This window comes from Alteromonas infernus (assembly GCF_902705815.1).
In genome coordinates, this window is the sequence record NZ_CACSIG010000034.1 from 25,105 (window position 1) to 50,910 (window position 25,806).

General features: G+C 44.0%; 25 protein-coding genes and 2 rRNA genes. 13 read left to right on the forward strand and 14 right to left on the reverse strand.

Annotated elements, in window-relative coordinates:
- Positions 1–79: 79 nt before the first annotated feature.
- A complete protein-coding gene (locus ACX5J7_RS09900) occupies positions 80–1,084 on the reverse strand; it encodes a glycosyltransferase family 9 protein (RefSeq protein ID WP_012516582.1) in 1,005 nt (334 codons plus the stop codon).
- A gap of 93 nt (positions 1,085–1,177) precedes the next feature.
- Between ACX5J7_RS09900 and ACX5J7_RS09905 the strand changes: the two genes are divergently transcribed.
- A complete protein-coding gene (locus ACX5J7_RS09905) occupies positions 1,178–1,903 on the forward strand; it encodes a 3-deoxy-D-manno-octulosonic acid kinase (RefSeq protein WP_012516581.1) in 726 nt (241 codons plus the stop codon).
- Positions 1,904–2,008: 105 nt separating this feature from the next.
- Positions 2,009–2,497, forward strand: coding sequence for a pantetheine-phosphate adenylyltransferase (coaD, locus tag ACX5J7_RS09910; protein WP_012516580.1), 489 nt, complete (start codon positions 2,009–2,011; stop codon positions 2,495–2,497).
- 26 nt (positions 2,498–2,523) lie between these two features.
- On the opposite strand, the gene mutM is transcribed toward coaD, so the two are convergent.
- The 9 genes from mutM to radC all read right to left on the reverse strand — a co-directional run bounded on the left by mutM (position 2,524) and on the right by radC (position 9,555).
- Positions 2,524–3,333, reverse strand: coding sequence for a bifunctional DNA-formamidopyrimidine glycosylase/DNA-(apurinic or apyrimidinic site) lyase (gene mutM / locus ACX5J7_RS09915; protein ID WP_012516579.1), 810 nt, complete (start codon positions 3,331–3,333; stop codon positions 2,524–2,526).
- Positions 3,334–3,798, reverse strand: coding sequence for a hypothetical protein (locus ACX5J7_RS09920; RefSeq protein WP_015065859.1), 465 nt, complete (start codon positions 3,796–3,798; stop codon positions 3,334–3,336).
- Between the two features lie 265 nt (positions 3,799–4,063).
- Positions 4,064–4,219 (reverse strand): 50S ribosomal protein L33, encoded by a 156-nt coding sequence (gene rpmG / locus ACX5J7_RS09925; protein ID WP_012516577.1) that lies wholly within the window; start codon positions 4,217–4,219, stop codon positions 4,064–4,066.
- A gap of 11 nt (positions 4,220–4,230) precedes the next feature.
- Complete coding sequence (rpmB, locus tag ACX5J7_RS09930; protein ID WP_012516576.1) at positions 4,231–4,467, reverse strand: 50S ribosomal protein L28; 237 nt, start codon at positions 4,465–4,467, stop codon at positions 4,231–4,233.
- 327 nt (positions 4,468–4,794) lie between these two features.
- A complete protein-coding gene (locus tag ACX5J7_RS09935) occupies positions 4,795–6,897 on the reverse strand; it encodes a YjbH domain-containing protein (protein ID WP_015065858.1) in 2,103 nt (700 codons plus the stop codon).
- Positions 6,894–7,643 carry a capsule biosynthesis GfcC family protein gene (locus tag ACX5J7_RS09940; RefSeq protein ID WP_015065857.1) on the reverse strand — a complete coding sequence of 250 codons (750 nt, stop codon included), beginning with the start codon at positions 7,641–7,643 and terminating at the stop codon, positions 6,894–6,896. The genes ACX5J7_RS09935 and ACX5J7_RS09940 overlap by 4 nt, the downstream gene beginning before the upstream one ends.
- A complete protein-coding gene (locus tag ACX5J7_RS09945) occupies positions 7,643–8,332 on the reverse strand; it encodes a YjbF family lipoprotein (RefSeq protein WP_015065856.1) in 690 nt (229 codons plus the stop codon). The genes ACX5J7_RS09940 and ACX5J7_RS09945 overlap by 1 nt, the downstream gene beginning before the upstream one ends.
- Before the next feature lie 93 nt (positions 8,333–8,425).
- Positions 8,426–8,785, reverse strand: coding sequence for a hypothetical protein (locus ACX5J7_RS09950; RefSeq protein ID WP_012516571.1), 360 nt, complete (start codon positions 8,783–8,785; stop codon positions 8,426–8,428).
- 92 nt (positions 8,786–8,877) lie between these two features.
- Complete coding sequence (gene radC / locus ACX5J7_RS09955) at positions 8,878–9,555, reverse strand: RadC family protein (protein WP_012516570.1); 678 nt, start codon at positions 9,553–9,555, stop codon at positions 8,878–8,880.
- 205 nt (positions 9,556–9,760) lie between these two features.
- Between radC and coaBC the strand changes: the two genes are divergently transcribed.
- Positions 9,761–10,984 (forward strand): bifunctional phosphopantothenoylcysteine decarboxylase/phosphopantothenate--cysteine ligase CoaBC, encoded by a 1,224-nt coding sequence (gene coaBC, locus ACX5J7_RS09960; RefSeq protein WP_012516569.1) that lies wholly within the window; start codon positions 9,761–9,763, stop codon positions 10,982–10,984.
- Between the two features lie 121 nt (positions 10,985–11,105).
- Positions 11,106–11,693 carry a nucleoid occlusion factor SlmA gene (gene slmA, locus ACX5J7_RS09965; RefSeq protein ID WP_012516568.1) on the forward strand — a complete coding sequence of 196 codons (588 nt, stop codon included), beginning with the start codon at positions 11,106–11,108 and terminating at the stop codon, positions 11,691–11,693.
- A gap of 111 nt (positions 11,694–11,804) precedes the next feature.
- Here slmA and ACX5J7_RS09970 read toward each other — a convergent pair whose 3' ends face one another.
- Positions 11,805–12,572 (reverse strand): glycosyltransferase family 2 protein, encoded by a 768-nt coding sequence (locus tag ACX5J7_RS09970; RefSeq protein WP_012516567.1) that lies wholly within the window; start codon positions 12,570–12,572, stop codon positions 11,805–11,807.
- Between the two features lie 289 nt (positions 12,573–12,861).
- A complete protein-coding gene (locus tag ACX5J7_RS09975) occupies positions 12,862–14,499 on the reverse strand; it encodes a M28 family metallopeptidase (protein WP_278384394.1) in 1,638 nt (545 codons plus the stop codon).
- A gap of 188 nt (positions 14,500–14,687) precedes the next feature.
- On the opposite strand from ACX5J7_RS09975, the gene ACX5J7_RS09980 reads away from it, so the two are divergent.
- From ACX5J7_RS09980 to ACX5J7_RS10020, 9 genes are all read left to right on the forward strand, one after another.
- Positions 14,688–15,023 (forward strand): DUF1820 family protein, encoded by a 336-nt coding sequence (locus ACX5J7_RS09980; RefSeq protein ID WP_020742584.1) that lies wholly within the window; start codon positions 14,688–14,690, stop codon positions 15,021–15,023.
- Positions 15,024–15,062: 39 nt separating this feature from the next.
- Positions 15,063–16,814 (forward strand): DUF885 domain-containing protein, encoded by a 1,752-nt coding sequence (locus ACX5J7_RS09985; RefSeq protein ID WP_012516564.1) that lies wholly within the window; start codon positions 15,063–15,065, stop codon positions 16,812–16,814.
- A 2-nt stretch (positions 16,815–16,816) separates the two neighbouring features.
- Entirely contained in the window at positions 16,817–17,329 is a 513-nt protein-coding gene (locus tag ACX5J7_RS09990; RefSeq protein WP_278384395.1) for a hypothetical protein, read from the forward strand.
- A 249-nt stretch (positions 17,330–17,578) separates the two neighbouring features.
- On the forward strand, positions 17,579–18,283 hold the full coding sequence (locus tag ACX5J7_RS09995) for a recombinase A (protein ID WP_015065854.1): 705 nt from the start codon (positions 17,579–17,581) through the stop codon (positions 18,281–18,283).
- The gene (locus tag ACX5J7_RS10000) at positions 18,229–19,740 is read left to right on the forward strand and encodes a Y-family DNA polymerase (protein ID WP_278384397.1); all 1,512 of its coding nucleotides are present in this window, start codon (positions 18,229–18,231) and stop codon (positions 19,738–19,740) included. The genes ACX5J7_RS09995 and ACX5J7_RS10000 overlap by 55 nt, the downstream gene beginning before the upstream one ends.
- Before the next feature lie 28 nt (positions 19,741–19,768).
- The gene (locus tag ACX5J7_RS10005; RefSeq protein WP_474376258.1) at positions 19,769–22,858 is read left to right on the forward strand and encodes an error-prone DNA polymerase; all 3,090 of its coding nucleotides are present in this window, start codon (positions 19,769–19,771) and stop codon (positions 22,856–22,858) included.
- Between the two features lie 140 nt (positions 22,859–22,998).
- Positions 22,999–23,790, forward strand: coding sequence for a transporter substrate-binding domain-containing protein (locus tag ACX5J7_RS10010; RefSeq protein ID WP_015065850.1), 792 nt, complete (start codon positions 22,999–23,001; stop codon positions 23,788–23,790).
- A gap of 1 nt (position 23,791) precedes the next feature.
- Positions 23,792–24,601, forward strand: coding sequence for a substrate-binding periplasmic protein (locus ACX5J7_RS10015; protein ID WP_012516557.1), 810 nt, complete (start codon positions 23,792–23,794; stop codon positions 24,599–24,601).
- A gap of 133 nt (positions 24,602–24,734) precedes the next feature.
- Positions 24,735–25,265, forward strand: a complete 531-nt coding sequence (locus tag ACX5J7_RS10020; protein ID WP_012516556.1) for an acyloxyacyl hydrolase — start codon at positions 24,735–24,737, stop codon at positions 25,263–25,265.
- A 91-nt stretch (positions 25,266–25,356) separates the two neighbouring features.
- Here ACX5J7_RS10020 and rrf (ACX5J7_RS10025) read toward each other — a convergent pair.
- Both rrf (ACX5J7_RS10025) and rrf (ACX5J7_RS10030) read right to left on the reverse strand, forming a co-directional pair.
- Positions 25,357–25,472, reverse strand: a 5S ribosomal RNA gene (rrf, locus tag ACX5J7_RS10025).
- A 142-nt stretch (positions 25,473–25,614) separates the two neighbouring features.
- Positions 25,615–25,730: ribosomal RNA gene (gene rrf / locus ACX5J7_RS10030) — 5S ribosomal RNA — on the reverse strand.
- Positions 25,731–25,806 lie beyond the last annotated feature (76 nt).

Consider the following 25,806-nt stretch of genomic DNA (forward strand, 5'->3'; position numbering starts at 1 on the left):
CTCCCTGTTGTTTCGGAGGTTCACTTAGCAACGCTAAGTGTAGATAATAATTGGTTGTTTTACCTTACAGTAAAATAAATTAAGCGATAAATGGTTCAACTTTTTGCTTTACCATCTCCACAGATATTTTTTCCATTAACTCGCTACCTTTGGCCCGTGTTCCCCATGGCAGGGCTTTCCAAGGCTTTCCTTTTTGCACTTCGATACACTCATCGTAGACTGACACCACCCTTTCAAGGTTGTGATAAGGCCCTGTTCGCCGTGGGTTAGAGTGTGCATAAAGCCCAATAACCGGTGTTCCTACCGTGGTTGCCATGTGGGCCGGCCCTGTATCTGGCGCAATCACCAAGTGAGCATGCTTTAACAACATGAGTAGCTGATGAAGTGACGTTTTCCCAGTGAAGTCTTTCACCGGATGTTTGACCTCTGCTTTAATCGCATCGGCGGTTTTGCGATCTAATTCACCCGGGCCGCCGCATAGTATCACGTTGACGCCAGACTCTTGGATATAGTCAGCAATACTGGCGTATCGCTGCGGTAACCAATTTCTTTCCGCCTTACTGGCAGCTGGTGAAATAACCACATATTTTCCAAGCGCCTTTGCTTGTTCCTCTGCCCACCGCGCATCTTCAGGGGTGACAGGAATATTCCACGTTAACGTGTCAGATTTGGGTACACCCAGTGCATCGGCAAAATCCATGAAACCTTCAAGCACATGTGCGTGCTTTGTCGCAGCAACCCGTTTGTTGGCAAATAGCCAATGCAGCTCTTTACTGCGCGACCAGTCAAACCCAATGCGCTGCTTTGCTTTAATAACGCGCGAGGCCATATTAGCCCGAAGCGCCACCTGCATCATAAGTAACGCGTCGAAGGTTTCACCTGCCACAGCCGCTTTTAGCGATTCAACAGCAGCTTTGCCCTGTGATTTATCGAAAATAATAAACCGCACGTTTGGCATCAGCTTAACGAGCTGATACTCCACTTTTCCGATTACCCATGTAATTTCAGCATCGCGCCACTGTGATTGAATTCGAGTTACCATGGCAACGGCGTGACACACATCACCTATGGCTGATAAGCGCATTAAACAAATCTTTTTTCCCACAGAAGCTCTATCGTTGCTGAAAAACCAAAATAAATCATTAGAATGTGAAATTTACCATAAGTTGTGGGCAACATGGCGACAATACGACGAGACATAGGTGCTGGGCACCATTTTATTTTCGACGACACCTTGGTCAAACAGCCCCACGCGGAAATGTTTAACCCCGAGTTTTGGCAACAGCAAAACAAAATAACAGGTCAAGCGAAAGGACGTGGTACAACCATTTTCATTGAGCATGAAAACCAGCGCTGGGTTTTGCGCCATTTCATGCGTGGCGGCCTAGTTGGAAAGATACTTAGCGACCAATATTTGTTTTTAGGTGTTGAACGTTCACGCCCATTCGAAGAGTTTAGGCTACTTGAACACATGCAATCGCAAGGTTTGCGCGTGCCTGTGCCGGTTGCTGCACGTATTCATCGCAGAGGCCTCATTTATCGGGGCGACCTTATTACCCTAAACATTCCTGACAGCCAAGACCTACACCATGTACTGTGTAACCAGCCTTTGTCTGAAGAAGCGTGGCACAAAGTAGGCCATGCACTTGCTGCTATGCATAATTGCCAAGTTTATCACCACGATGCAAACGTACGAAATATCATGATTGATAGTGATAAAGAGATTTGGCTTATCGATTTTGACCGTTGTTCAAAGCGCCAAGGGGATAGCTGGAAGCAAAGTAACCTTGACCGCTTATTGCGCTCGCTACACAAAGAGAAAGCGAAAAACCCCGTGTTTCATTGGGAAGAAAAGCATTGGGCTTGGTGCATGGACGGCTATCGAAATGCAGTTTCTCGATAGTGGCACACGGGAAGCCTTTGGCAGCCCGCTCTACTTTCGTCATTATTGTGGTACATTAACCTTTGTTGAACACATAAACCCTCTACAACGATAAGATTCGACTTTATGCACACACGAGCACTTTACCCTGGTACTTTCGACCCTATAACAAATGGTCATGCAGACCTTATTGAACGCGCATCTCAGTTATTTTCTCATGTGATTGTTGCTATTGCTTCAAACCCGAGTAAGAAGCCACTATTTACGTTGGAAGAACGGGTAGAAATGATTAAGAAGGTAACGGCAGATTTACCTAATGTCGAAGTTGTGGGTTTTACAGGCCTGTTGGCTGATTTCGCCGATGAGCAAAATGCGACTATTTTGATTCGAGGCCTGCGTGCAGTATCGGACTTTGAATATGAATTTCAATTGGCCAACATGAACCGTCGCTTGAACCCAAAATTAGAAAGCGTGTTCCTCACCCCTGCTGAAGAAAACTCGTTTATTTCTTCAACGCTAGTAAAAGAAGTGGCCCTTCATCGCGGCGCGGTAAGCGGTTTCTGCCACCCTGTAGTAGAGCAAGCGTTAAGAGACAGGTTAGGTAAGAAAAACTAAATGCCTGTAACAGGCATTTATCGGTATTAACGTTGGCAGCGAGTACAAAAGAAGGTATTGCGCTGCCCGATTACTTTGCTTTCTATCGCCTTACCACACGCCTCGCATGGCTCTCCTTTTCGGCCATAGACATTAAGGTGTTGGGCGAAATAGCCAGGCTTGCCATCTGTTTGCGCAAAATCTTTTAACGTAGTGCCGCCCTGTTCAATGGCTTTTGCCAACACTTGCTTTATTGTAGCGGTTAACGACTTGTAGCGGGCTGCACTGATATTACCGGCGGCACGCCTTGGATCGATACCCGCTAAAAATAGCGCTTCGTTTGCATAGATATTTCCAACCCCCACCACAATAGCATTATCCATAATGAAGTTTTTCACTGGGCCTTTGCGGTTGCGTGACAGGGTAAATAAGCGCGTATCGTCAAAATCGTCTGTAAGGGGCTCAGGCCCAAGATTATCAAGCATGGGAATGTGTGTATCTGGCGCTTGATACAGCACGGCACCGAAGCGTCTAGGGTCGTTAAAGCGCAGACATTTACCCGTGCTAAGCACAATGTCCACATGGTCGTGCTTAATCACTGGGGTAGAAGCGTCGATAACCCGTAGTTTACCCGACATGCCCAAGTGTAAAATTAGCGTACCCTGCGCTGTCTCAATCAATAGATATTTAGCGCGGCGCTTTACGGCCGTGACCTTTTGCCCCTCAACCTTGGCCACCTCTTGTGGAATAGGCCAACGCATTCTTCGCTCGCGAACCACAACACGGGTAATCGTGTTGCCAATAAGATGTGGTGAGACGCCCAAACGGCTTACTTCAACTTCGGGTAATTCAGGCATTTACAATGTCCAAGGTAATAAATTATCGATATCTGTATTAGTTAATGTGTACCAGTTATTTTCGAATTTGATCACGGTAGGTCTGGTATTTGGGTAGATAGCGTAAACCAGCCCGTTGCTGTTACCCGCCAGCCAAGCAACCACAATGTAGGGCTGTGTCTGGCTAAGATCGGCCGGCACCTTTGTGACCGGGTTAAGTACACCACGCTGCCAATGAGAAAACTGCACGTCAGGTGTAATGGCAAGGCTTTCGGTATGCCCTTTCTGACGCCACTGTTGCCCTATGCGCTCTAAGCTATGTCCATCGTGCTCAATTTTTAACACATAAGCATTTTCGGGTAGCAAACTGCGGGTTTCCACAACGTTTTTTTGTGGACGTAAGCTATCTAAATTAAACAATGCAATCATGACAAGCATAGCTATGATGACCACGTTATTCATTGCTCGCTGTGAAATTCTAGCCACGTATTATACCCGCGAAATATGAACCCAAAGATAATGCAATATAGTAATACCTCATTCGTGCATTAGCTAATTCAATTCAGTAAAAGGCTATAGGCGTTAAGTAATACACTGACTTACCGTACTGCGATCGTTGAAAAACGTGGGATCATTCATGTATGGCTAGGTGGATCGCGCTAGATCAAAGTCTACGCTTGGGAAGGTAAAAGTATCAAAAAGCAAAAAACCCAGCAAAGGCTGGGTTTTCGTGGAGACAAAAGCAAGCTAATTACTTGATTTTGGCCTCTTTGAACATAACGTGCTTACGCACAACGGGATCATACTTTTTGATCTCCATTTTGCCAGGCATGTTACGCTTGTTTTTATCAGTGGTGTAGAAGAAACCTGTACCTGCTGAAGAAACTAGTTTAATTTTATCACGCATTGTCGGCTTCCTTAGATTTTCTCACCACGGGCACGGATATCAGTTAGTACTGAATCGATACCTTTTTTATCGATGATACGCATGCCTTTAGCAGACAAACGTAGTTTAACAAAACGGCTTTCGCTCTCAACCCAAAAACGGTGTGTTTGAAGGTTTGGTAAAAAGCGACGACGAGTCGCATTTCGTGCGTGTGAACGGTTATTACCAACCGTTGGACGCTTACCTGTTACTTGGCATACTCTTGACATTGTATTTGTCTCCAGAACAACGATAACTGTCGCGTCAGTTAATCCCAAGCGCTCAAACAGTGGTTGGGTCAAATGACGTATTACTATAAATTAGAGGGCGCATTTTATACAGCAAAGGCAGGATCATTTCAATAAGAAAGTACAAAAAGGTTACTTTTACGTACTATTTTTGCGCAAAATACCACCACCCCTCTTTTTTTGCGTGCTGTATTGTACTTTTCCTTTCGCATTTAGGCTATGAATAAATACGCTATTTGAATTTATATTTTAGCGTGGCGGTGCCCAGAAAAAACTAAAAAAACGCCACATGAAGTGGCGTTTATTTCGTTAGTCGTAAAAAGGCGACCTTGTTTCTGTTAAATCAATTAAACGAGATGGCCTGCGAAGCATTTGCCCACCATCACGTGAAATAGGTACCCAAGGGAATAGACCACGGCCTTTCGACGGCTCCAATAGGAACAAGTCGGTAGGAATGGAAATATAGAAACCTTTGGTGAAACTGCCTTCGCCATACTCTTCTGAAGATACATCGGTAAATGCCGCATACGCACCCACGATAATGCCGCTGTCAAAGCGCTTGGCATAGTCGATATTAACGCCTTTGTCTTTCGCCAAAAATTGACCTGCGCTTACCGTAATTTGCGTATCATCAAGAAATTCCGGCTGCCAATACACACTGGCGTGACCGGTTATGGCGTCGTAATCTTCTAACCCTGTTTGGCTATAAGGGTCACGCTGTTTCACGTAATTGATATCTATACCATAGGCGACATTGCTATCTACAGGGCGATAGAGCACTTCGCCCCCCACACCTGCGAACATCGTTTCTAGGTAACCTGCATACGCCTGGAAATACGTATCTTCAGCAACATTGTCTTTGTAATGTAAAAATGCCGTGTCTAACCACACATCGTTTTCAGATACATACTCACGTACTCGGGTACGTACACGCGGTAAGGATACGTCTTCACCGTCTACCAAGTAATTAAACTTATCGAAGTTATCAAGTAGCGTTACTCGCGCGCTACTCATAACCGAGAAGTTTTCATTAAACGCATAGCCGCCGTTTAGCAACAACCCGGTTTGATACAAATAGAAATCTTCGGGGTTACCGAACGACTGGGTGAAGAAGAAATCGGCGCTGTAAAAAAGCCCTGACGTATTTTCAGGGTCATACGCTTCCAATACCTCTTTAGAAGGCGACGTTCTTACGTAGGTTTCGGTTATGTCGGCATCTACTGACTCATAGCGCGCGGCAGAGATAAATGCTTCGGCATCTATTTGCGTGTCGACCATTGGCAGGCCGCCGCGGTTATCTACCATGTGATAAGTTTTTACGCTATCAGGCAGTTCTGATGCAGCTACGCGACCTACTCGCTCAATTGCTTCATCTTGATCGCGATATTTAACCTGCGTTCCGTAGAAAGTCGCACTGTCTTCTTTAATTTCGGCATCGGACAAGATAAAACCGCCCGAGTTGTACAAATCGTTATAGAGTCGAGACTTATTCACGTCTTTAACATCAGAAGGGGCGTTTCTACCCATCAGGTTTCGCGGGTCGTCGTCAAACTTGATTTGCGATGCCGTATTCATGTTGAATCGATAGGTAACACCAAAGCCGATGGTATTGCCTCGCTGATAGTTTAGCGAGAAGTCAAAATCTTTGTAGCGGTAAACCGCGCCCACATTCCAGCGTGAGTCTTGCTCTAGTCGCCCAGCTCTGTCACGAGAGTAATCATTACCTTCGAACTCCAGCTTTAAAGTTAGTGGCTCCCAAGGCGTTTGGTACTCTACGCCACCAAAGAACGCTGTAGTACCTTTAAAAAACTGGTCGTAATCGACTTTACCACCACGGCCTGAGAATCCGCCAGGGCGTTCACAGAAGCTATCTTTAACCTCACAAAATGGGTTAGTGATATCGTCGGCGGTTCCTAAATAACCCCAGCCAACACCTAAGTGAAAGTCAAACGGGCCTACCGATTTACTGGCATTTACGTATTCACTTTCAAAAAAGCCAGTACCGCCGAAATCTCTAAAGCCCACGCTAATGTCGGGTAAATAGTAGCTTTCTTCCCACAGCCTAAATTTGACATCTAAACCTTTATCTTTAAGGGTTTGATCGCCACTGAACGAATCAACTTGGCTATATAATCGCGTACGCACGTCGGTATAGCGCGCTGTTGCTTCCATCCAGTCGTACAGCTGAATATTGACCGACCAAAAACGGTATTCGCCATTGTCGGTATAGTTAATGGCCATGCCGCCTTCTTCACGCATACGTGCGGTAGGCGTTTGAATAAGACCGTTCCCCCCCTGCACCATTTGAGATGGCGTAACGCGAAGTTGCGTATCGGCGAGCGTGGTAGAAGAAAGTGCGCTTCCAATTACAAGCGCAAGTGTTGTTTTCTTAGAAAGTAGTGGCGCACTCATTGAGGTAAAACCCTATGTACTGCTAACGCGGCAACGCGCTCATTAAGTTGCTTTAGTTTGTCGCTGAAAAGCTCTGAAGAAATAGGCACGTAAACCTGACTGCCTGGCATAAGCTGAGCAAAGTCTAAATTCCAGTAAGCAATACCTTTCTCTTCAATGTTGCCTCTTGGATCAATCACATAGACATGGCTTCTGTCTGCATCTACTGCCTTTTTAACAGTGTGTACTGCGGTATAGACCGAGGTATCGCTTTGATGCTTATAGGCGCCTGGTTTTACTACAGCGCCAGAGAAATGCACCACATTCGGTCTGCCGTTTAAGCGAATCCAATACTTACCCGGTTGAAACATAGGGTTGTCTTCAAAGAACAGTCTGGCCCGGTTGTAGGAAATGGGCATGTCGATACGGGTTGACACTGTCCATGACGCCACTTGCTCGTATAAATTCTGTAACGCAACGTGAGTTTCAGAGTCTTTATCAAACTGTGTGAGAAGCGTTCTAATTTGGGACAACGCGATTTCTTTTTCGCGCTCGGCTTTAGGGTTAGTTAAGTCAAACGCAGATGCACTAGGCCAGTACCAGTCGCCGTTATCAGCAACGATAGACAGCGCACTCGACAGTCTTATTGGTCTATCAAACTGATACGTTTGCTTGTTAATCATAATGCTAACGGTATCTTCGTCAGCCAATAGCGACCCCGATATAGTGATACTCAATACCGCAATAAGCGTAGAGATAAACTTCATTATTGCGTCGCTCCTTGCTTGTTCATTTCACGCACAATTCGACTTAGGTAGACCATATCGTATACGTCTCCCTCTGGACTAAATTGCTGCTTAGAGGCCAACAACTCTTTGGAGTACTTATGCAAAAAGTAGGTATTTTCCCACGATAGCCCCACGTCGATAAAAGGGGTGTATTCTGAAAATGATACGCGCTCAACAACCTTAATTACAGGCACAGAGTACCCAAGGTATTCGCGAGTTTCCTCACCCTCAATTCGCCATGACGAGTCTACAGGTATGCCATAACCGATAGTTGCGATATCGACCTTGCGCTTCCAGTTAAATGGCAAAACATTATTCGTTGCCAGTGGATTGTGCTGTAAGTTGCCGGTGTAGTAGATGTCGCTGTCTAAGCCTTCTGTTTTAACGATGATACCGTGGTGCATTGTGAAGATAACTTTATCACCTGATACCCATTTGTATTTGTCGCCGTCGATGTACGCCAAAGCTAAAGATGCTCCGTCGCGCTCACCGGCTTTTATCTGCATAAGATCGGCTTTACTGGCAGCAATTTCTTCAACAGTATAAGTAACGGTTCTGTCTTTTAAAGCGAGTTTGAGCGTATTGTAATAGGCGAGTGTTGTAGTGGAACACCCAGAAAGAGAAAGGCAAATAAAGCCTAGAATGGCCGATAGAATGTGTAGTTTCATTAAGGTACGCCGACTAAAACTAAAAACAAATTATTTTGCGATACAAATAAAAAAAGCCGCTAATAAAAGCGGCTTTTTCGAATACTCTTAAATTTACTGTACGGTCGGCGCGTAAGTAAATGTAACAGGCACAGTAATTGTTTTAGTTACAGTGCTTGTACCAGAAGTAGTTACGGTAACAGTATTAGTTGTACCAACACATACGCCGTCTACTAGTGGATCGTCGCCTTCACAAGTAGGTTGACCTGGAGTAGTACCACCATTTCCTGGCGCGTCTGCCGAGTTATTGTTAGCAACACCAGCGATAATACCAGCAGCAACAACACCAGTAGCGATTAGTCCACCGCTTACTGCGCCCGCACCACCTGCACCAGCACCACCTTCGCCATCTTGTGCGTTAACACCTGCTGCCATAGTGGCAGCTGCAAACAATGCAATAATTGACTTCTTCATAACAGTCCTTTAATAAAATTACCCACTAAATCCTATACTAAATCATTTTCAACCATTTGACTAGATTGTAATCGATAAATGACTTAGATTTCTTATGTTAGCAAGCCTCGCTGTGCGAATGAAATAGTTTCTTTGTCTCCAACCACAAAATGATCGAGAACAGGCACATCGATCGATGCCATTGCACTTTTGATCTCTGTTGTTAGACGAATATCCGCATGGCTTGGTTCTGCTACGCCTGAGGGATGATTATGGACTAAAATGATCGCGGCTGCATTGTCGATCATTACTTGTTTGATCAATTCTCTGGGATATACCGCCGCGCTATTGATCGTTCCGTTGAACATAGTGCGAAATGCGATGAGTTGATGCTGACTATCTAGCATTAAAAGCGCGAATTTTTCCCGCTGGCAGTCTCTTAATTTGGCTTGTAAGTAGCGCTTAGTATCATCCACATTATTAAACACGTCTTCCCGCTGAAGCTTAATTTCTAAATTGCGCTTAAATATTTCAAAGCCAGCTTGAAACTGGGCATATTTACACGGGCCAATGCCTGTTACTTTAGCAAACTCGTCTTTCGTTGCCGTTACCACACCGCGCAAGCACCCTAATTCATTGAGTAATTCATGTGCTACAGATACTGCGTTTTTTCCTTTAACTCCTTTACCCAATAACACGGCAATAAGCTCAGCATCACTTAAGTTCTCTGCACCATACTGCAATAGCTTTTCTCTTGGCCTTTCACTTTTTGGCCATACTTTTATCGACATATTTGACGGTCCACCAGCTCAGTAAAACTGTGGTTATAATTGAATCTCGCCACGCTGACGACTGAATAAAAGGCCAGTTTGTTCTTTGCGGTAAATAAGCGATGTATAAATACCGTGCATGAAAGAAGGATCTACTTTTGTTCAGCTATCCGATTTTTTATCCCCATGGTAGGCTATGGGTAATTTCTAGATTTAGTATTCTTTTATGTCTATTGCTAATAAAAACATTTTGCTAGGCGTTACAGGCGGCATTGCTGCTTACAAAGCCCCCGACTTGGTGCGAAAGCTTACTGCACTTGGTGCAAATGTACGCGTAGTGATTACCAATTCTGCGGCAGAGTTTGTCAGCCCCCTTTCACTACAGGCCGTGTCGGGCAACCCTGTTCACCAGCACCTTTTAGACCCGGCTGCAGAGGCGGCCATGGGGCATATCGAATTAGCCAAGTGGGCCGACATACTGCTTATCGCGCCAGCTACCGCCAATACACTGGCTAAGCTAGCCCACGGCATGGCAGATGATTTGCTTACTACTTTGTATCTAGCAACAACAGCCAAGCTGTATATTGCGCCGGCTATGAACCAGCAAATGTGGAAAGCTGTGGCTACGCAGCGCAATATTGATACGCTGAAAACCGACGGCGTTACATTTATAGGCCCAGCGAGTGGTGAGCAGGCATGCGGAGATGTGGGTTCTGGGCGAATGGTAGAACCCGTCGATATTGCAGAAATATTGAACAGTGATAGCAAAAGCTCACCGTCAACCTCTCACACGCTAAACTCTCTTGTTGGCAAAAACCTTACTATTACCGCAGGGCCAACAAGAGAACCCTTAGACCCTGTACGTTATATTTCAAACCACAGTTCGGGCAAAATGGGGTTTGCGATTGCGCAAGCGGCCGCGTTGGCGGGGGCGAAGGTGACTTTAGTGGCAGGGCCAGTGACACTTGATACACCTTACAGCTGCGCTCGTGTTAATGTAACCACAGCCGACGAGATGCTCAATGCCTGTGAAAAGCTAGCACCTGCTACAGATATTTTTATCAGCACTGCAGCGGTTGCCGATTACAAAGCTGTGAGCATTGCTGACAACAAAATTAAGAAAACAGGTGATGAGTTAACACTTACTTTTGTTAAAAACCCTGATATTCTAGCAACGATATCCAACAGACAAGACAGACCATTTTGCGTTGGCTTTGCAGCGGAAAGCCAAAATGTGGAAAATTACGCGCGCTCAAAACTCGCTAAAAAGAAATTAGATATGATTGCCGCTAACGACATCACCACAGAAGGTCTTGGGTTTAACAGCGATAAAAACGCCTTACATGTTATTTGGCAAGATGGTGACAAACGCTTGCCAGCTACCAGTAAAGATGAGCTAGCGGGTCAACTGCTCGCTCTTATTGCAGAACGTTTCGCTTTAAACAATTAAAACTAACAGATGCTTATTAAGTGTCGATAATAACAACGATAAATATAAACGCTTTGGCGTAAGCCAACTTAACATGGAGCCCGAGTTGCGTTAACTCGGTAGCGGAGGAAATACTTTCGTCATGCCTGCTGTCAAAAAAACCAATCGCAGAGCGCAAATTCTGCAAGCACTTGCTGGAATGTTAGAAACCAGCCCAGGTCAACGTATCACTACGGCTAAATTAGCGGAAAAAGTTGGCGTGTCTGAAGCTGCGCTTTATCGCCATTTTCCCAGTAAGGCGCGAATGTTTGAAGGGCTTATCGAGTTCATCGAAGAAACGCTTTTCACGCGTATTAATAAAATAGTGAATGAAGAAAAAGATTCACTAACACGCTGCCAGCTTATACTGCACCTAATTTTAGGCTTTGCGGAAAAGAACCCAGGCATAACCCGCATATTAAATGGTGATGCGCTAATGGGTGAGCAAGACCGATTACGTGCACGCATTGCAAAACTGTTTGAGCGTTTAGAAACCCAGCTTAAACAGGTGTTAAGAGAGCGCAAACTGCGCGAAGGGAAAACCCTTTCAGCAGATGAAGCAATTATTGCTAATATGATGATTTGCTACACTGACGGTCGCATTAATGGCTTTATTCGCAGTGGCTTTACTCGTAAGCCTACTGAACAGTTCAACGAACAATGGGCTGCGTTTAAGCAGATGTTTGTTTAAGTAAAACAAACACAAGAGCTACTAAAATGAAAGGCGCATGTAAGTGCCTTTTTCTTGTTGCAGTCAACTTTTGGTAACTGCTTTAGCATCTAGCGTGGTTACTTCTAGTAGTTATTGTTTACTCTGTTGCTCGAGAGACCACAAGCCTGCATACTTATTAAAAGTATACTGTGCATAAATAACGGCGTACAAAAGCCCTCTGCCACCATCTAAAAAGCCAAGCCTGAATACATATATTTGTATGAAAGTGATTAGCCCTCTAAGAACCGCAAGCGGTATTCCATAACTCTTTTTGCCTTTGGCGAATTTCTTTTCAGCCATCAATACTGCGTAGAGTCTATTTTTATACAGCAGGTGCTCAAAATCTCGGATAGAGTAATGATTTAAGAAGCCCTTTTTAATTACGCCAGTCTCACCTTCGAAAAGTACCTTTTCATGAACAATAGCCCCATCAAATCTAGAGCCATGCCTTCTGAACAACCGAGTACACGCTCTCGCAGTTCTACCAAATCGGGTGGGTTTACCGAAGATGATGTTTTTCCACCTCACCTTATAGGCATTGTGTTCAATAACGTCTTGATTTAAAAGGCTTGTTATTTCTTGAGCAAGTTTTGAATCTACTTCCTCATCTGCATCGATTGATAAAACCCAATCGCACGCTGCCTTATCCAACGCTCTTTGCTTTTGGATTCCATAGCCTTGCCAATCGGTAACAAACAACTTATCAGTGAATTGTTTAGCTATTTCAACGGTCTTGTCGGTGCTACCGCTATCAAAGACAATTATTTCATCAGCAATGTGTGTTACTGAGCTTAAACAACGTGATATTCGATCTTCTTCATTCTTTGTGATCACAATGACAGAAAGCGTATTCTTCATGATTTAACCCTTAAGTATTGCTATGCGTTATTTCTTTGTGTTCATAAGTGATCTTTAGAAAAGCGCCAAGCCGATATGGAAAGTTCCGTCAGTTTATATTTTGACTATTTTTACTGAAGTCAGTTTCAGCGCGAAAAAGTAGCACTTTCTGTTGGGCTTTGAAAGGTTAATGCCAGCGATAGATCAGTCATCGCCAACGCATAAACGAGCTCGCTACGACTGTAATATCTGCTTGAGAGGAAAAAAGCAGCACAAAAATGCTGCTTTCCTAATTTAACCTAAGTAATCACTACTTACTAAACGTATTCCCAAAGAAGTCGCCGCTGTTCCATTGAGGCTTGTTCTTCTGGTTTGCTAATGTCCAACCAATTTGTGCATTAACCTTTGTGAAGGTTTCTGCCGCATTCCAGTTAAATGGCTGATTAATATCATCGCTAGGCTTGTGGTAGTGCGTAGATAAGAACTGGCCGAACACCTTGCTGCCATCTACGTTAGGATCTTTTGATTTAAGACCTGGCACCATAAATACTGAAGGTACACCCTGTTTCACAAACGCGTAGTGATCTGAGCGTGTGAAAAGTGCCTGCTCTGGCCACGGATCTGGGCTTAGCTCGATATCTGCATTCGCCGCCGCTTTTTCCACAGAGTCTTGCAAATCACTGTGGTTCGCGCCAAAGGCAATAACGTCAGCAAACTCGTAGGTCAGAATTGGCATATCTAAGTTTACGTTTGCCACCATTGAAGTAACAGGAACGGTTGGGTTACGGGCGAAATAGTCTGCACCTAGCAGGCCTTTCTCTTCACCGGTTACCGACACGAAAAGAATTGAGCGCTTTGGCTTTTCTTTCATTTCGCTAAACAAGCGTGCGGTTTCCAACATTACCGACGTGCCAGACGCGTTGTCCATTGCGCCATTGTTGATATTGTCCTTTTTCACGGTTTTGGCAAAACCAATGTGATCAGAGTGCGCAGAGAAAACCACGTACTCATCTTTAAGCTCTGGGTCTGAACCTTCTAGTACACCCACAACGTTCGGGCTTGTGATGGTGTCGTGAACGCTCTTCTTGCTGATATCTACCACGCCATTTAGCGCAAAACCTTGTGGTACTTTGTCAGCTTCAAGCTGTGCGTATACGTCATCAAGGCTTTTCTCTGCACCTTTGAACAGCTTACGTGCAGCCCCTTCGCTCATGTAAGCGCCGCCTTTAAGCTGAGAAAAGCTGTTCGCAGGTTGACCGCTGCCATCTAACCACGCCATGCGCGGCGTATGAATGTAGTTCAAACGGCTTTGATAAGGGCGTACTTTCTCGTTTTTAGGCGTAGTAATGGTAATCATGCCAATAGCGCCATTATCTACAGCGTATTTCTGCTTTTGATAACCCGACGCAAAATGTGCACCTTCCTCTGAGGGGAAGTCATTTGGCTTACCCGCAAGCGCAACGACAATTTTACCTTCTACATCAAGGTCTTTGTAATCGTTGTGCGATAATTCATCTGCCACAATACCGTAACCTACAAATACCATTTCGCCTTTTACATTGGCATCAGTATTAAGCAAGCTCGGGCCAGCTAAGTATTCTTTCGGGTAATCAAAGTTTACCGTTTCACCGTTTTGTGTGAAGGAAAAGGTTGGCGATTCTTGTACCAGGTTGGCTTTGCGAAATGTTACGTTCTGCATATAGCCGTCGGTGCCCGCTGGGGTTAAACCGTACTTTGCAAACTCAGTAGCGATGTAAAGGGCCGCAATTTCATGGCCTCGAGAGCCAGTGTCACGACCTTCAAGCAAGTCATCTGCTAGAAAAAACAGGTGAGACTTAATTCGCTGTGTATCAGGGTTGAAAGCATTATCTGTCGATGTGTGGTTATGTGCTGTTGCAGCAAATGTCATTGCCGTCATTGCACTACCTATAAGGAGTTTTTTTATCATTTTAATTTCACCGTATAACTAAGTGGGTACAATGGTAACGCAGATACTGGGCGTAATACCATTAAACTCCTTACGTTTACCATGTGTTTCCTACCGTTGCTCGCATTTTAGGAGCAAGGTAAAATTGTTAGCCAAACGCCGGATCAGATTCCGGGAGTATTTTTATTTTTTAGTGAAGAGCAGCATCCATGTCGAAAGACGATATTCTTTATCGCGTAAAGTTCATCAGCAATGGAGAGCATTACGAGTTATATGTAAAAACCCTTATGCAAGGTGCTTTATTTGGCTTTATCGAGATAGGCGACTTTGTGTGGGATACCCACACGAGTGTTGTTGTCGATCCCAGTCATGAAAGACTAAAAAATGAATTTTCAGAAGTAACAAAAACTTACGTTCCTATGCACAACGTTTTACGCATTGACGCCGTAAATAAAAAAGGAACGGCCAAAATTACTAAATTGGAGAATAAATCTGATAAAGTAACGGCTTTCCCTAGCCCAATATATACACCAACGAAAGAGTAGCCGCTGGAGTCTATCCGGTAAAGGTTACCGGAGACCCTTATGTATCGCTATCTATTAGCAGCATTACTACTAATTTGCAGTGCCAGTTCACCGGCAAAAGTCCTTAATGATGAAAGCTTGTATCAACTGCTTGATGACATTTGGCAATACGAGCTTTCCGTTTCTCCCCTATTGGCTTCCCGTCAAGGCGATAACACACTAGCACATGCTTTACCTGATATTTCACCTGAAGCATTAAAAGCCAAAAACGAACAATGGCGTGCATTTCAAAAAGCACTAAGTCAGTACAAAAAAGAAGACATTTCTACCGACGGGTATATTGCACTACTGATGCAACAATACCGGTTGGCTAACTATGTAGATGAATACACCTATCGCTCTCATTTAGTGCCCATTAACTCTGAATACGGTTTTCACGGTGCCATGGCATCTTTACCGAACGTGTCCACATTTAAGCGCGTGGAAGATTATCAAGCTTACATTAGCCGCTTAAATGCTTTACATGACTACTTTGATCAGCAGATAACATATATGAAGCAGGCATTAAAAGAGGGCTATACGCAGCCTAAAGTGGTGCTTGAAGGGTTTGAAAATTCGGTGGCGTCATACATTGTAGAAAATGCCGAAGACAGTGGTTTTTATTCTCCGTTTACCCGCTTTCCTGAGTACTTTACTGCCGAACAAAAGTCAGCATTAATTGAACAAGGCAAAGCAGCGATAAACACGAGTGTCCTTCCCGCATATCAAGCGTTTTACGACTTTATGGTGAATGAATATATTCCTAATGCTCGTGAAGATATTGCTGCCAATAACTGGCCTGATGGCGTAGCGTATTACGCCAATCGCGCAAAGCATTATACGACTACTGATATGACGCCCCAAGAAATCCACGACCTGGGGCTGTCAGAAGTCAAACGCATCCGCGCGCAAATGCAACAAATTGTAGATGAACTTGACTTTGATGGTACGATTAACGACTTCATCACTTTTTTGCGCAAAGACCCTCAGTTTTACGCCACCAGCGCAGAAGACTTATTAAAAGAAGCGTCGTTTATTGCCAAGAAAATGGACGCTAAGCTGCCTTCATTATTTGAATATCTACCGCGAACGCCCTACGGCGTTGCTCCTGTGCCTGACGCCATTGCGCCTAAGTACACCACGGGCCGTTACATCCACCCTAGCCGCGATGATCAACCAGGCTATTACTGGGTAAATACCTATGCCCTTGATAAGCGCCCTTTATATGCACTACCTGCGCTAACATTACATGAGGCCGTGCCGGGTCATCACCTTCAGATATCACTGGCAGCAGAACTTGAAGACTTACCAATGGTACGTCGTAATACTTATATTTCAGCGTTTGGTGAAGGCTGGGGCCTGTACTCTGAGTTTTTGGGTATTGAGGCCGGTATTTATGAAACGCCTTACGACAACTTTGGCCGCTTAAGCTATGAAATGTGGCGCGCATGCCGCTTAGTTGTTGATACTGGCATGCACACTATGGGCTGGAGCCGCCAGCAAGCCGTAAATTATATGATGGAAAATACTGCCCTTTCTGAGCATAACGTGAATACGGAAATTGACCGCTATATTTCATGGCCCGCGCAAGCGCTGTCTTACAAAATTGGCGAAATCAAAATTAAAGCGCTACGAGAAAAAGCAGAAAGTGAATTAGGAGAACGTTTCGACGTTCGCAAATTCCACCGCGCTGTTTTAGAAAATGGCTCGGTTCCACTATTCATTTTAGAACAACATATCGATGCGTTTATAGAAGAACAAAAGGCTAAATAAACATGATCGTTGCATTTGGTGTTATTGGATTACTCATCCTGTTTTTAATTTACTTTGTGCTGCGAGCGCAGAACTTACAGAAAGAGTTGGCGCTGTTGCGCCACTCGAATAAGCAAACGAATAGTAAGGTGACTTATGCTTATCGCAACTTGGTTCTTGTTACAGATGCATTAGAAAAGAACCTAACATCACGTATTGAAAGTGCCTATAAAAGTCGTCTTATCGATCAGGTTCAGTACCAAGCGCTACACCCGCTAATGCAAAACTTCTCGACCATTATTATGGCGTGCTGTGAGAAGGGTATGTCACTAGAAGAGTCGCTGAATAAGGCGTTGCTTAACGAAGTAGTTAGCCTTGAAGACATTCGCGAGGTGGTAAAGGCGCTGCCTAGCAATGTACGCATGGTATGGTCAAAAAATACCGCGGATGGTTTTATTGCCTTTTGCCAAATGGTTACAGCAACGGTAAATGGCACTACAGCAAAACCAACGAAAACGCCGACAGCTGAAGGGTAGCGCTAAAACTCCGCGGTTTAATTTACATTATTACTGCATTACCTATGTGCTAGGGTGTTGATCTTTCATGCATTGCAAAGGTTAGCACCCTTAGCCACTCTTCCTCCCATTTTTCAAAGTTTAATCTTCTACCTTTTCAAACTAATCAGTGAGTTAGCATTCAAAACAATGGGGCGAAAGCCTTTTGGCTTGAAAAGGCTTTTTGCTGCACTATAATACTGTATAAAAATACAGTTTATTTTGAGTGTCATGAACAAACCGTTATCTGTGCTTAACAACCACCCGCATATCTGGCGGGCCAGAGAAAAAAAGCAAAGTGAAGCAAAGTTTTCACTAGGCTTTCCGCATCTCGATAAAGCGCTTAACGGAGGCGTTGCGTCTACTGGCCTTGTACGTATAGCTTCATTAACGGGGGTCGGTGAACTTTCGTTATTCAAAGAGGTTATCTGTGGGCACCGCACGCATAAACTTGTCGTGTTTATTAACCCACCAGGGCTGTTACAGTCACCTTGGTTAGAAAATTTAGGGTTAAACGCGCAGCAAGTGCTTGTAGTAAAGGCAAGCTCACAGCAAGAGTCATTGTGGGCGGCAGAGCAATGTTTAAAAAGCTCCGCCTGTCATTGTGTAGTGTTATGGAGCAATGCCGTAGGACAAAAAGCAGCGCGACGTTTACAGGTAGCCGCAACACATAACGATGCATTGTGCTTACTTTATACGCCACAGCAACAGCGTATATCACAGCAAAATACCAACGCTAGTGCTTTACCGATTGCTTTAGATCTCGCTTTGTTAGGGGAGCCGCACACCTTGTCAATAAGCATACGCAAGCAGCGCCATGGTTGGCCTAAAGATAACATTGTTATATCCCATCAGTGGACACCTGACAATCGAGCGATCAAATGGGCGATGGCACACAATACGCTTTCCGATCAGGCGCTCCACTCTGTGAGTTAACCATGCTGTGGGCCTATATTCACTGCTATCAACTCACTCTTGATGGCCACAATCAAGCAACTAACAATAAAACGTTGAATAGCAAAGTGTCTGGGCAACTTGATAGCAGTGCAGACTCATCGCTGCCTTTAAGTACACCAGTAGCTGTGTATAGCAGTAAAGCGAGCAAAATAATTCAATGTAACGAGGTTGCGAAAAAAGAAGGTATTGAAATAGGTCATGGGTTAGCTCAAGCGGCTGCGCTGTGCCCTTATGTACACATTTTGCCTTTCAATGAAGAAAATGAAAAACATATGCTAACTCAGCTGGCGCATAGGCTTTATCCGTTGGCGTCTGATATTGTGCTAGACGCTCCTGATGGTTTGGCTATAAGGTTAGATAATCTCAGTCACTATTATGGCGGTCATGAGGCACTCTGGAAAACATTAACTCAGGCGTTATTTGAGGCCAATGTTCGTTACCATTTCGCTAGTGCATGGACAATAGAAGCCGCCAAAGTACTTGCGCTTCACAAACACAATACCTACTTACATGCGCAACAAGAAATTAAACAGGCGCTTGGTGCTTGCCCTCTTTCTACCACGGCGCTTGCGTCAAAAGTTATAGAATCACTGACCAGAGTAGGTATTACTCGTGTACATGAGTTACTGGCAATGCCAGTTCAAGAGCTAGGCAAGCGCTTTGACAATAATACGATTGTGTACCTTACCGCACTTAGGGGGGAGACCTTTCCTCGGGTTACGCTGTTTAGGCCGCTAGAGCACTTCGATAATTTTACGCTGTTACCTTTTGATATAGAAAATACACAACACCTAACCCCTTTTGTGACCCACCAGTTCGAGCACTTATCGCACTATTTACGCGCAAGAAACTTATACACATCCAGTATAAGTGTGCATATTCATTTTAGAGAAGCACCCGTTTTGGATATTAATATCCGCTCTGCGCTTCCTCAGGCATCCGTTAAAAGCTGGCTACCTTTATTCACACTTAAAACAGAGAACCTTGAGTTACCGGAACCGGCCACCGCCATTGGCGTTCGGTGCCAACAGTTTGAAGAAATAGATAGCAACAATGGCGACTTTTTTAGCGATAGATTTAACGATGTGGCACAAAAGCAACTAATTGGTCGCCTAAACGCTAAGTTAGGCGATCACAGTACTTTTCAGCCTTGCGCTACCAATAGCCACCAGTTTGAATATATGACGGTGTCAGAACCAAACGGCAGTGGCTATTCCTACGGCAGTGATATCACCCCAACCTTCACCTTTGAAGCGCCTAAACCGCTTATTCAACCATCACAGATATGCTTCGGACCGGTACGCCTGCATAGCGAGTGGTGGCGAGATACCCCTACAAACCGTGACTACTTTATAGCGCAAACGCCTCAAAGTGTAAGGCTTTTAGTGTTTAAAGATGCGCAAAGTCACTGGTGGGTACAAGGTATTTTTTGTTAGCCCTAAGCGCTTAAGATAAGGCAATACCATGAAGTACAGTGAACTCTTTTGCCAAAGCCATTATAGCTTTCTCTGCGGCGCCTCTTCCCCAGCAGAACTAGTAACCACGGCCTCTTTTCTTGGTTATGAGGCTATAGCAATAACCGATGAATGCTCAGTGGCAGGAGTGGTACGCGCTTTCGATGAAATTACACACCAAGGGTTGCCCATTAAGCTTATCGTAGGCAGCTATTTCATATTTGATAAGACATTATCTTTTGTATTGCTGTGCCCAAACAAAGCGGCCTACAGCGAACTGTGCCGTATTATCACTAACGCCAGAAGACGCTCTGAAAAAGGGGAGTATCAGCTTGCCGAGTGGGACTTACGCACCATTCGCCACTGTAAATTCATCTGGCTGCCTAGCGGTGAGGTGAATGAGGATAAGTATTGGGCACAGTGGCTACAGAAACACCCCAATATAGACGCCTTTATCGGCGCGCAACGCCTGCTAGACGGGCGTGACCATCATAGGTTTGCGCATTATAATCACTTACAGTCTACCTACGCTTTTCCTGTCATCGCCTGTACTGGTGCATTAATGCATCATGCAGATAGACTACCGTTACAGCATATTTTGCACGCCACCAAAGTGCACACCAGCGTACACGAGATAGGAAGAGAAGCGCTAAGCAATGCAGAGCGTAGTTTGCGTACAACCCATAAAATCAAAAAGCTTTATCCTGAAAAGTGGCTGGCTAATACCCATAGCCTTGCCCAACAATTTACCTTCTCTTTAGAAGAGTTGCGCTACCAATACCCTGCTGAACTTGTGCCTGAAGGCTATACACCCACCTCATATTTAAGAGAGCGCGTGGAAGAAGGCATTAAGATTCGCTTCCCTGAAGGCATTACGTCAGAGATAAGGCAAACAATAGAAAAAGAACTCAGGCTGATTGCTGAGCAAGAGTATGAGTACTTCTTTTTAACGATTTACGACATTGTTCAATTTGCCAAACAGCAGCGCATTTTATACCAAGGCCGAGGCTCAGCCGCTAATTCGGTGGTTTGCTATTGTTTAGAAATAACCGCTGTCGACCCAAGGCAAATTAGCGTGCTGTTTGAGCGGTTTATTTCCAAAGAGCGTAATGAACCGCCAGACATTGATGTAGATTTTGAGCATCAACGCCGAGAAGAAATTATTCAATACATCTATAAAAAATATGGCAGAGAAAGAACTGCAATTGCAGCTACTGTTATCTGCTATCGCTTTAAATCAGCGTTTAAAGATGTAGGGAAGGCCCTTGGATTTAGCGAGTCTCAGCTAGACTTTGTGGTTAAACAAATAAACCGACGGGACAGCGTTATTCCTTGGAAGTCCCAATTGGCAGACCTTGGGTTAAACCCTGAAGAAAAACGTGTACAGCAGCTAATTAGCTTAACTGAAGCGCTATTAGGAACGCCCCGACATTTATCGCAGCACGTAGGCGGCTTTGTAATTAGTGCTGGGCCCCTGTATGACCTAGTTCCTGTAGAGAATGCAGCAATGGAAGCGCGCACTATTATTCAATGGGATAAAGACGATATAGAAACCCTTGGCTTATTAAAAGTAGATGTTCTGGCCCTTGGCATGTTAAGCGCCATTCGCCGCGCATTCTCCTTAATCAATAAGCAATACCCCGTCGAGACAAGCATTCCTTTTATCACCAAGCTTGGCGATGACAAGCAAGTATTCGACATGATATGTCGCGCTGATACCGTTGGGGTTTTCCAAATAGAATCGCGGGCACAAATGTCTATGCTTCCGCGGCTTAAACCCCGCCGTTATTACGACTTGGTAGTGCAAATAGCTATCGTACGACCAGGCCCAATTCAGGGGGATATGGTACATCCTTATTTAATACGCCGGCACGGCAATGAAACTATTAGCTACCCATCAAAAGAAGTTGAAAAAGTTCTGTCGCGCACCATGGGAGTACCTATATTTCAAGAGCAAGTTATACAGCTAGCCATGGTAGCCGCAGGGTTTAGCGGAGGGGAAGCCGATCAGCTACGCCGCGCAATGGCGAGCTGGAAAAAAGATGGCAGAATTTTCGAGTTTAGAGACAAGTTAATTAAAGGAATGACGAATAAAGGCTACGACAGTACGTTTGCACATAACTTGTTTGAACAAATTAAAGGGTTTGCAGGTTATGGTTTTCCAGAATCTCACTCAGCGTCTTTCGCAGTATTAGCGTATGTGTCTTGCTGGCTAAAGTTTTACTTTCCCGTGGAATTTTACGTAGCGTTATTAAACAGCTGGCCAATGGGTTTTTATACGCCGTCACAGTTAGTTCAAGATGCGAAGCGACACAATATTTATGTAGAAGCCCCCTGTGTAAACAAGTCAGACACTGAGCACACTTTAGTTACCAAGGGTGAAGATAAATATATTCAATTAGGGCTTAAGCTGATTAAAGGGTTAAGTGAAGTAGCGTCACACAAGATTGTGAAAAACCGCCCGGCAGCAGGCTATACCCATATAGAGCAAATTCAGCATTTATCGATTAAAAGTAACGAGCTAGAGGCGCTAGCGAGCGCCGATGCGTTTCGCACTATTTCCGGCAACCGCTACGAAACACGCTGGCGAATAATGGACACGCAAACACGCCTGCCGCTTTTCGACACTGTAGAGGTGAATACTAAACAAGGCTATTCGCCTTTAAAAAATAAACCATCAGATGCGCAAAATTTACTCGAAGACTATGCATCGACAGGTTTGTCAGTTAACAACCATCCTATTTCGCTGCTTAAACGCCAGCATAAACTCAATGATATCAGCTGGTCTAACACGCTTATTAACAAGAAGAATAAGTCGGTAGTTAAAGTGCTAGGTGCCGTGACCGGACGTCAAGCCCCTGGTACAGCCGCAGGCGTTACCTTTCTTACATTAGAGGACGACATTGGCAATATAAACGTGGTTGTCTGGCAAGCCACAGCACGCGCTCAGCAAAAGACTTTCTTAAAAGCAAAGCTTCTGCAAGTTAACGGTATTATTGAACGCTCTAAAGAGGGGGTAATTCATATTATTGCCGGCAAACTTATCGATAGAACACCCTGGCTGGAAAGTATTTCGCTCAATTCGCGAGACTTTCATTAGGGGTTTAACGCCTTGGTACTTATAGTCTAATGTATACTAAAAAAAAGCTATATTTTTTGTAATGATTGGCTTCATTAGGATCGCCAACCATATCAGTCAAATGCATATCGTAAATTTTAGTTATTATTTTGGGGTTTAACATGAAGCGATGGGTTGCGCTTTTATGTGGCTGTTTGGCCAGTATTAATATAAGCGCAGGGAAATACATTATCGGTGCACAGAGCTTAGCATATTTCCCTCATTATGATTTTTCATCTACGGTTGATAAAGGTGTAGCTTGGTCAATATTAGAAGCTTTTTCTGAAGCTTCCGGGCACAAATTTGTTTACGTAAGTCTACCAATTAGAAGACTTCAGCTTGAATTAGCTAAAGGTAATGTAGACTTTGTATATCCTGACAATAGAGGCTGGTATAACAGTATTACAACCTCTAAAGAAAAATACTTCTCTGCGCCAATAACACGCGCATTAACAGGAACTATCGTAAAGCGGGAAAACGCAGGCCAAGGCATAGATAATATAAAACACCTTGCCATGCCGTTAGGTTTTACACCTGTAAATTGGCAAGTGCGAATAGATAATCAGAGTACAGATATCACATGGGTTAAAGATATCCAACAAGGGCTAACCTTGGTGTATCAAGAACGTGTGGATGCGCTCGACTTGGAATATTTTGTCAATAAGCATTCTGCGCCTTATTATTTTGAGCAAGACGCATTTGTTTTAGATTTGACGCTTCCACATAATGACATTCCATTTTCTTTATCTACGCTTTATCACCAAGATATTATTACTGAACTCAATGATTTCATGTCCTCAAACCCAGAATTAATTGCTAATATAAAAGCCAAATATGAAATGACAGACACTGAGCGTTTATTTCAACAACTTTTAGAGCAACAAGGATTAGAAATTGAAGAGGTTTGGAAGTAGGGTGAACGGTTTAAGACATGTTAGATCATTTTTGTTCGCGCTGGCACTTTTTACCCCTGCCATTCAGGCCGAAACCTTTATCGTAGGCGCTCAAAATATTGCGTACGATCCTTACTACAACTTTTCTTCAAAACATGAAAAAGGGTTGGGCTGGGCCATCCTTGAAGCATTTTCCAAACAAAGCGGACATCAGTTTGTCTATCTAAGTATGCCAGCTAAACGCCTTCAAATTGAGCTGAAAAAAGGCAACGTTGACTTTGTTTTTCCAGATAACCCTCGATGGAACAACTCGTTAACGTATAACCTTAATAAAATCTATTCTCCCCCTTTAATCGAGACGTTTTCAGTAACATTAATCAAACCTGAAAACACAAATAAGGGCGTTAGTAGCATCGGAAAACTTGTTATTCCTGATGGTTTTTCACCGGTGAAGTGGAAGAAGCAAATTAGTGAAGGTACCGTAAATACTTTTACTGTTGCTAGCGTATACGAAGGCTTATCACTTCTTCACAATGGCGAAGTGGATGCTATGGACATTGAGTATAACGTAGCCCGACATATTATTCGCCGACACCCTCAAGTTGGGCCATTTAGCGCTGATTTAACCCTTCCCCACAATGCGGTCTCGTTTTCACTGTCTACGCTTAAATACCCCAACATTATTGAAGAGCTAAATGCGTTTTTACATTCAAAATCTGAAACTATAAATAAGATAAAAGAAAAATACGGTATCGAAGAGACGAAGCACTTAATTAAACAATTAATGAAAGAGCAAGAACTTCGAGACAACATGCTTTGGTCTCCTCTGTAAATCTTCCACAAAGTCAGTAAATAACACGATTATCGGTATAAAAAGAAACCCCAAAAAAATAAACCACTGATATTAAGTAATTTTATCAGATGGAAAACATTTTGCTTATTGATTAGCAGATCAAGGAGCAATTATGAAACAGGTAACATTACTTTTATTTTCTTTTTTTATCGCTTTTACTGCGACTACAGCACAAGCACGGCAAACCGTGAGCGTTGACTACATGCATGGATTCGATGACATTGACGGTATGCGCTTCGCATACCGACCGCTTGAACAAACATTAGCTACAGATTGGTTTGGCGACATAAAGCTTTACTGGGAAGTTAGTGCGGTTGTTTGGGAATATGGCGAGAACGATACGCACAGTACAAGCTATGGCGCGTCACTGACGCCTGTTTTTATGAAACAGATATCCACACTATATGACAAGTATCCTGTATATATAGAAGCAGGTATTGGCGCAAGCTACATTGGCGATCAAAAAGTGGCAGGTAAAGATATTGGCTCTAACTACCAATTTGAAGACAGATTGGGCGTGTTTGTAGAGATCAATAAGAAGCAACACGTTGCCCTGCGTTATATGCACTTTTCAAATGGTGGCTTTAATAACGACAACCCAGGACTAGACTTCCTAAACTTGTCATACTCCTACCACTTCTAACTAAATGGGGGCAGAGTTCTGACTCTGACCCTATTATTTTGTTTCTTCCAGAAGCAAAAAAACCGCCGGTAGGCGGTTTTCTTTTAATGGGACCTGGCAGTGTCCTACTCTCACATGGGGAAACCCCACACTACCATTGGCGCTAATACGTTTCACTTCTGAGTTCGAAATGGTTTCAGGTGGTACCGTATCGCTATGGCTGCCAGGAAAAACTGGTTTGCAGTAGCGTTTACTGCGTAAAGCTGGTTACTATCAACTTTACTAAATTCTGTTAGCACGTATACATAAAAGTGTAGCGGCTTCTATTTAAAGCAAAAAACCCGCCGTTAGGCGGGTTCTTCTTAATGGGACCTGGCAGTGTCCTACTCTCACATGGGGAAACCCCACACTACCATCGGCGCTAATACGTTTCACTTCTGAGTTCGGAATGGAGTCAGGTGGTACCGTATCGCTATGGCTGCCAGGAAAAACTTTTAGTGCAGAATCATGATGCTTTTTGTCGTGACTTCTGCGCAAGGAGGACCAACAGTACTCTTTAGAG

Coding starts and splice junctions, on each gene's coding strand:
- rpmG (WP_012516577.1), bottom strand. CDS start 4,219: ATGCGTGATAAAATTAAACTAGTTTCTTCAGCAGGTACAGGTTTCTTC.
- ACX5J7_RS09945 (WP_015065856.1), bottom strand. CDS start 8,332: ATGAAACTACACATTCTATCGGCCATTCTAGGCTTTATTTGCCTTTCT.
- ACX5J7_RS09995 (WP_015065854.1), top strand. CDS start 17,579: ATGAACAAACCGTTATCTGTGCTTAACAACCACCCGCATATCTGGCGG.
- ACX5J7_RS10005 (WP_474376258.1), top strand. CDS start 19,769: ATGAAGTACAGTGAACTCTTTTGCCAAAGCCATTATAGCTTTCTCTGC.
- ACX5J7_RS09950 (WP_012516571.1), bottom strand. CDS start 8,785: ATGAAGAAGTCAATTATTGCATTGTTTGCAGCTGCCACTATGGCAGCA.
- ACX5J7_RS10000 (WP_278384397.1), top strand. CDS start 18,229: ATGGGCGATGGCACACAATACGCTTTCCGATCAGGCGCTCCACTCTGT.
- ACX5J7_RS10020 (WP_012516556.1), top strand. CDS start 24,735: ATGAAACAGGTAACATTACTTTTATTTTCTTTTTTTATCGCTTTTACT.
- ACX5J7_RS09990 (WP_278384395.1), top strand. CDS start 16,817: ATGATCGTTGCATTTGGTGTTATTGGATTACTCATCCTGTTTTTAATT.
- ACX5J7_RS09970 (WP_012516567.1), bottom strand. CDS start 12,572: ATGAAGAATACGCTTTCTGTCATTGTGATCACAAAGAATGAAGAAGAT.
- slmA (WP_012516568.1), top strand. CDS start 11,106: ATGCCTGCTGTCAAAAAAACCAATCGCAGAGCGCAAATTCTGCAAGCA.
- ACX5J7_RS09940 (WP_015065857.1), bottom strand. CDS start 7,643: ATGAAGTTTATCTCTACGCTTATTGCGGTATTGAGTATCACTATATCG.
- coaBC (WP_012516569.1), top strand. CDS start 9,761: ATGTCTATTGCTAATAAAAACATTTTGCTAGGCGTTACAGGCGGCATT.
- radC (WP_012516570.1), bottom strand. CDS start 9,555: ATGTCGATAAAAGTATGGCCAAAAAGTGAAAGGCCAAGAGAAAAGCTA.
- ACX5J7_RS09975 (WP_278384394.1), bottom strand. CDS start 14,499: ATGATAAAAAAACTCCTTATAGGTAGTGCAATGACGGCAATGACATTT.
- ACX5J7_RS09900 (WP_012516582.1), bottom strand. CDS start 1,084: ATGCGCTTATCAGCCATAGGTGATGTGTGTCACGCCGTTGCCATGGTA.
- rpmB (WP_012516576.1), bottom strand. CDS start 4,467: ATGTCAAGAGTATGCCAAGTAACAGGTAAGCGTCCAACGGTTGGTAAT.
- ACX5J7_RS10010 (WP_015065850.1), top strand. CDS start 22,999: ATGAAGCGATGGGTTGCGCTTTTATGTGGCTGTTTGGCCAGTATTAAT.
- mutM (WP_012516579.1), bottom strand. CDS start 3,333: ATGCCTGAATTACCCGAAGTTGAAGTAAGCCGTTTGGGCGTCTCACCA.
- ACX5J7_RS09905 (WP_012516581.1), top strand. CDS start 1,178: ATGGCGACAATACGACGAGACATAGGTGCTGGGCACCATTTTATTTTC.
- coaD (WP_012516580.1), top strand. CDS start 2,009: ATGCACACACGAGCACTTTACCCTGGTACTTTCGACCCTATAACAAAT.
- ACX5J7_RS09935 (WP_015065858.1), bottom strand. CDS start 6,897: ATGAGTGCGCCACTACTTTCTAAGAAAACAACACTTGCGCTTGTAATT.
- ACX5J7_RS09980 (WP_020742584.1), top strand. CDS start 14,688: ATGTCGAAAGACGATATTCTTTATCGCGTAAAGTTCATCAGCAATGGA.
- ACX5J7_RS09985 (WP_012516564.1), top strand. CDS start 15,063: ATGTATCGCTATCTATTAGCAGCATTACTACTAATTTGCAGTGCCAGT.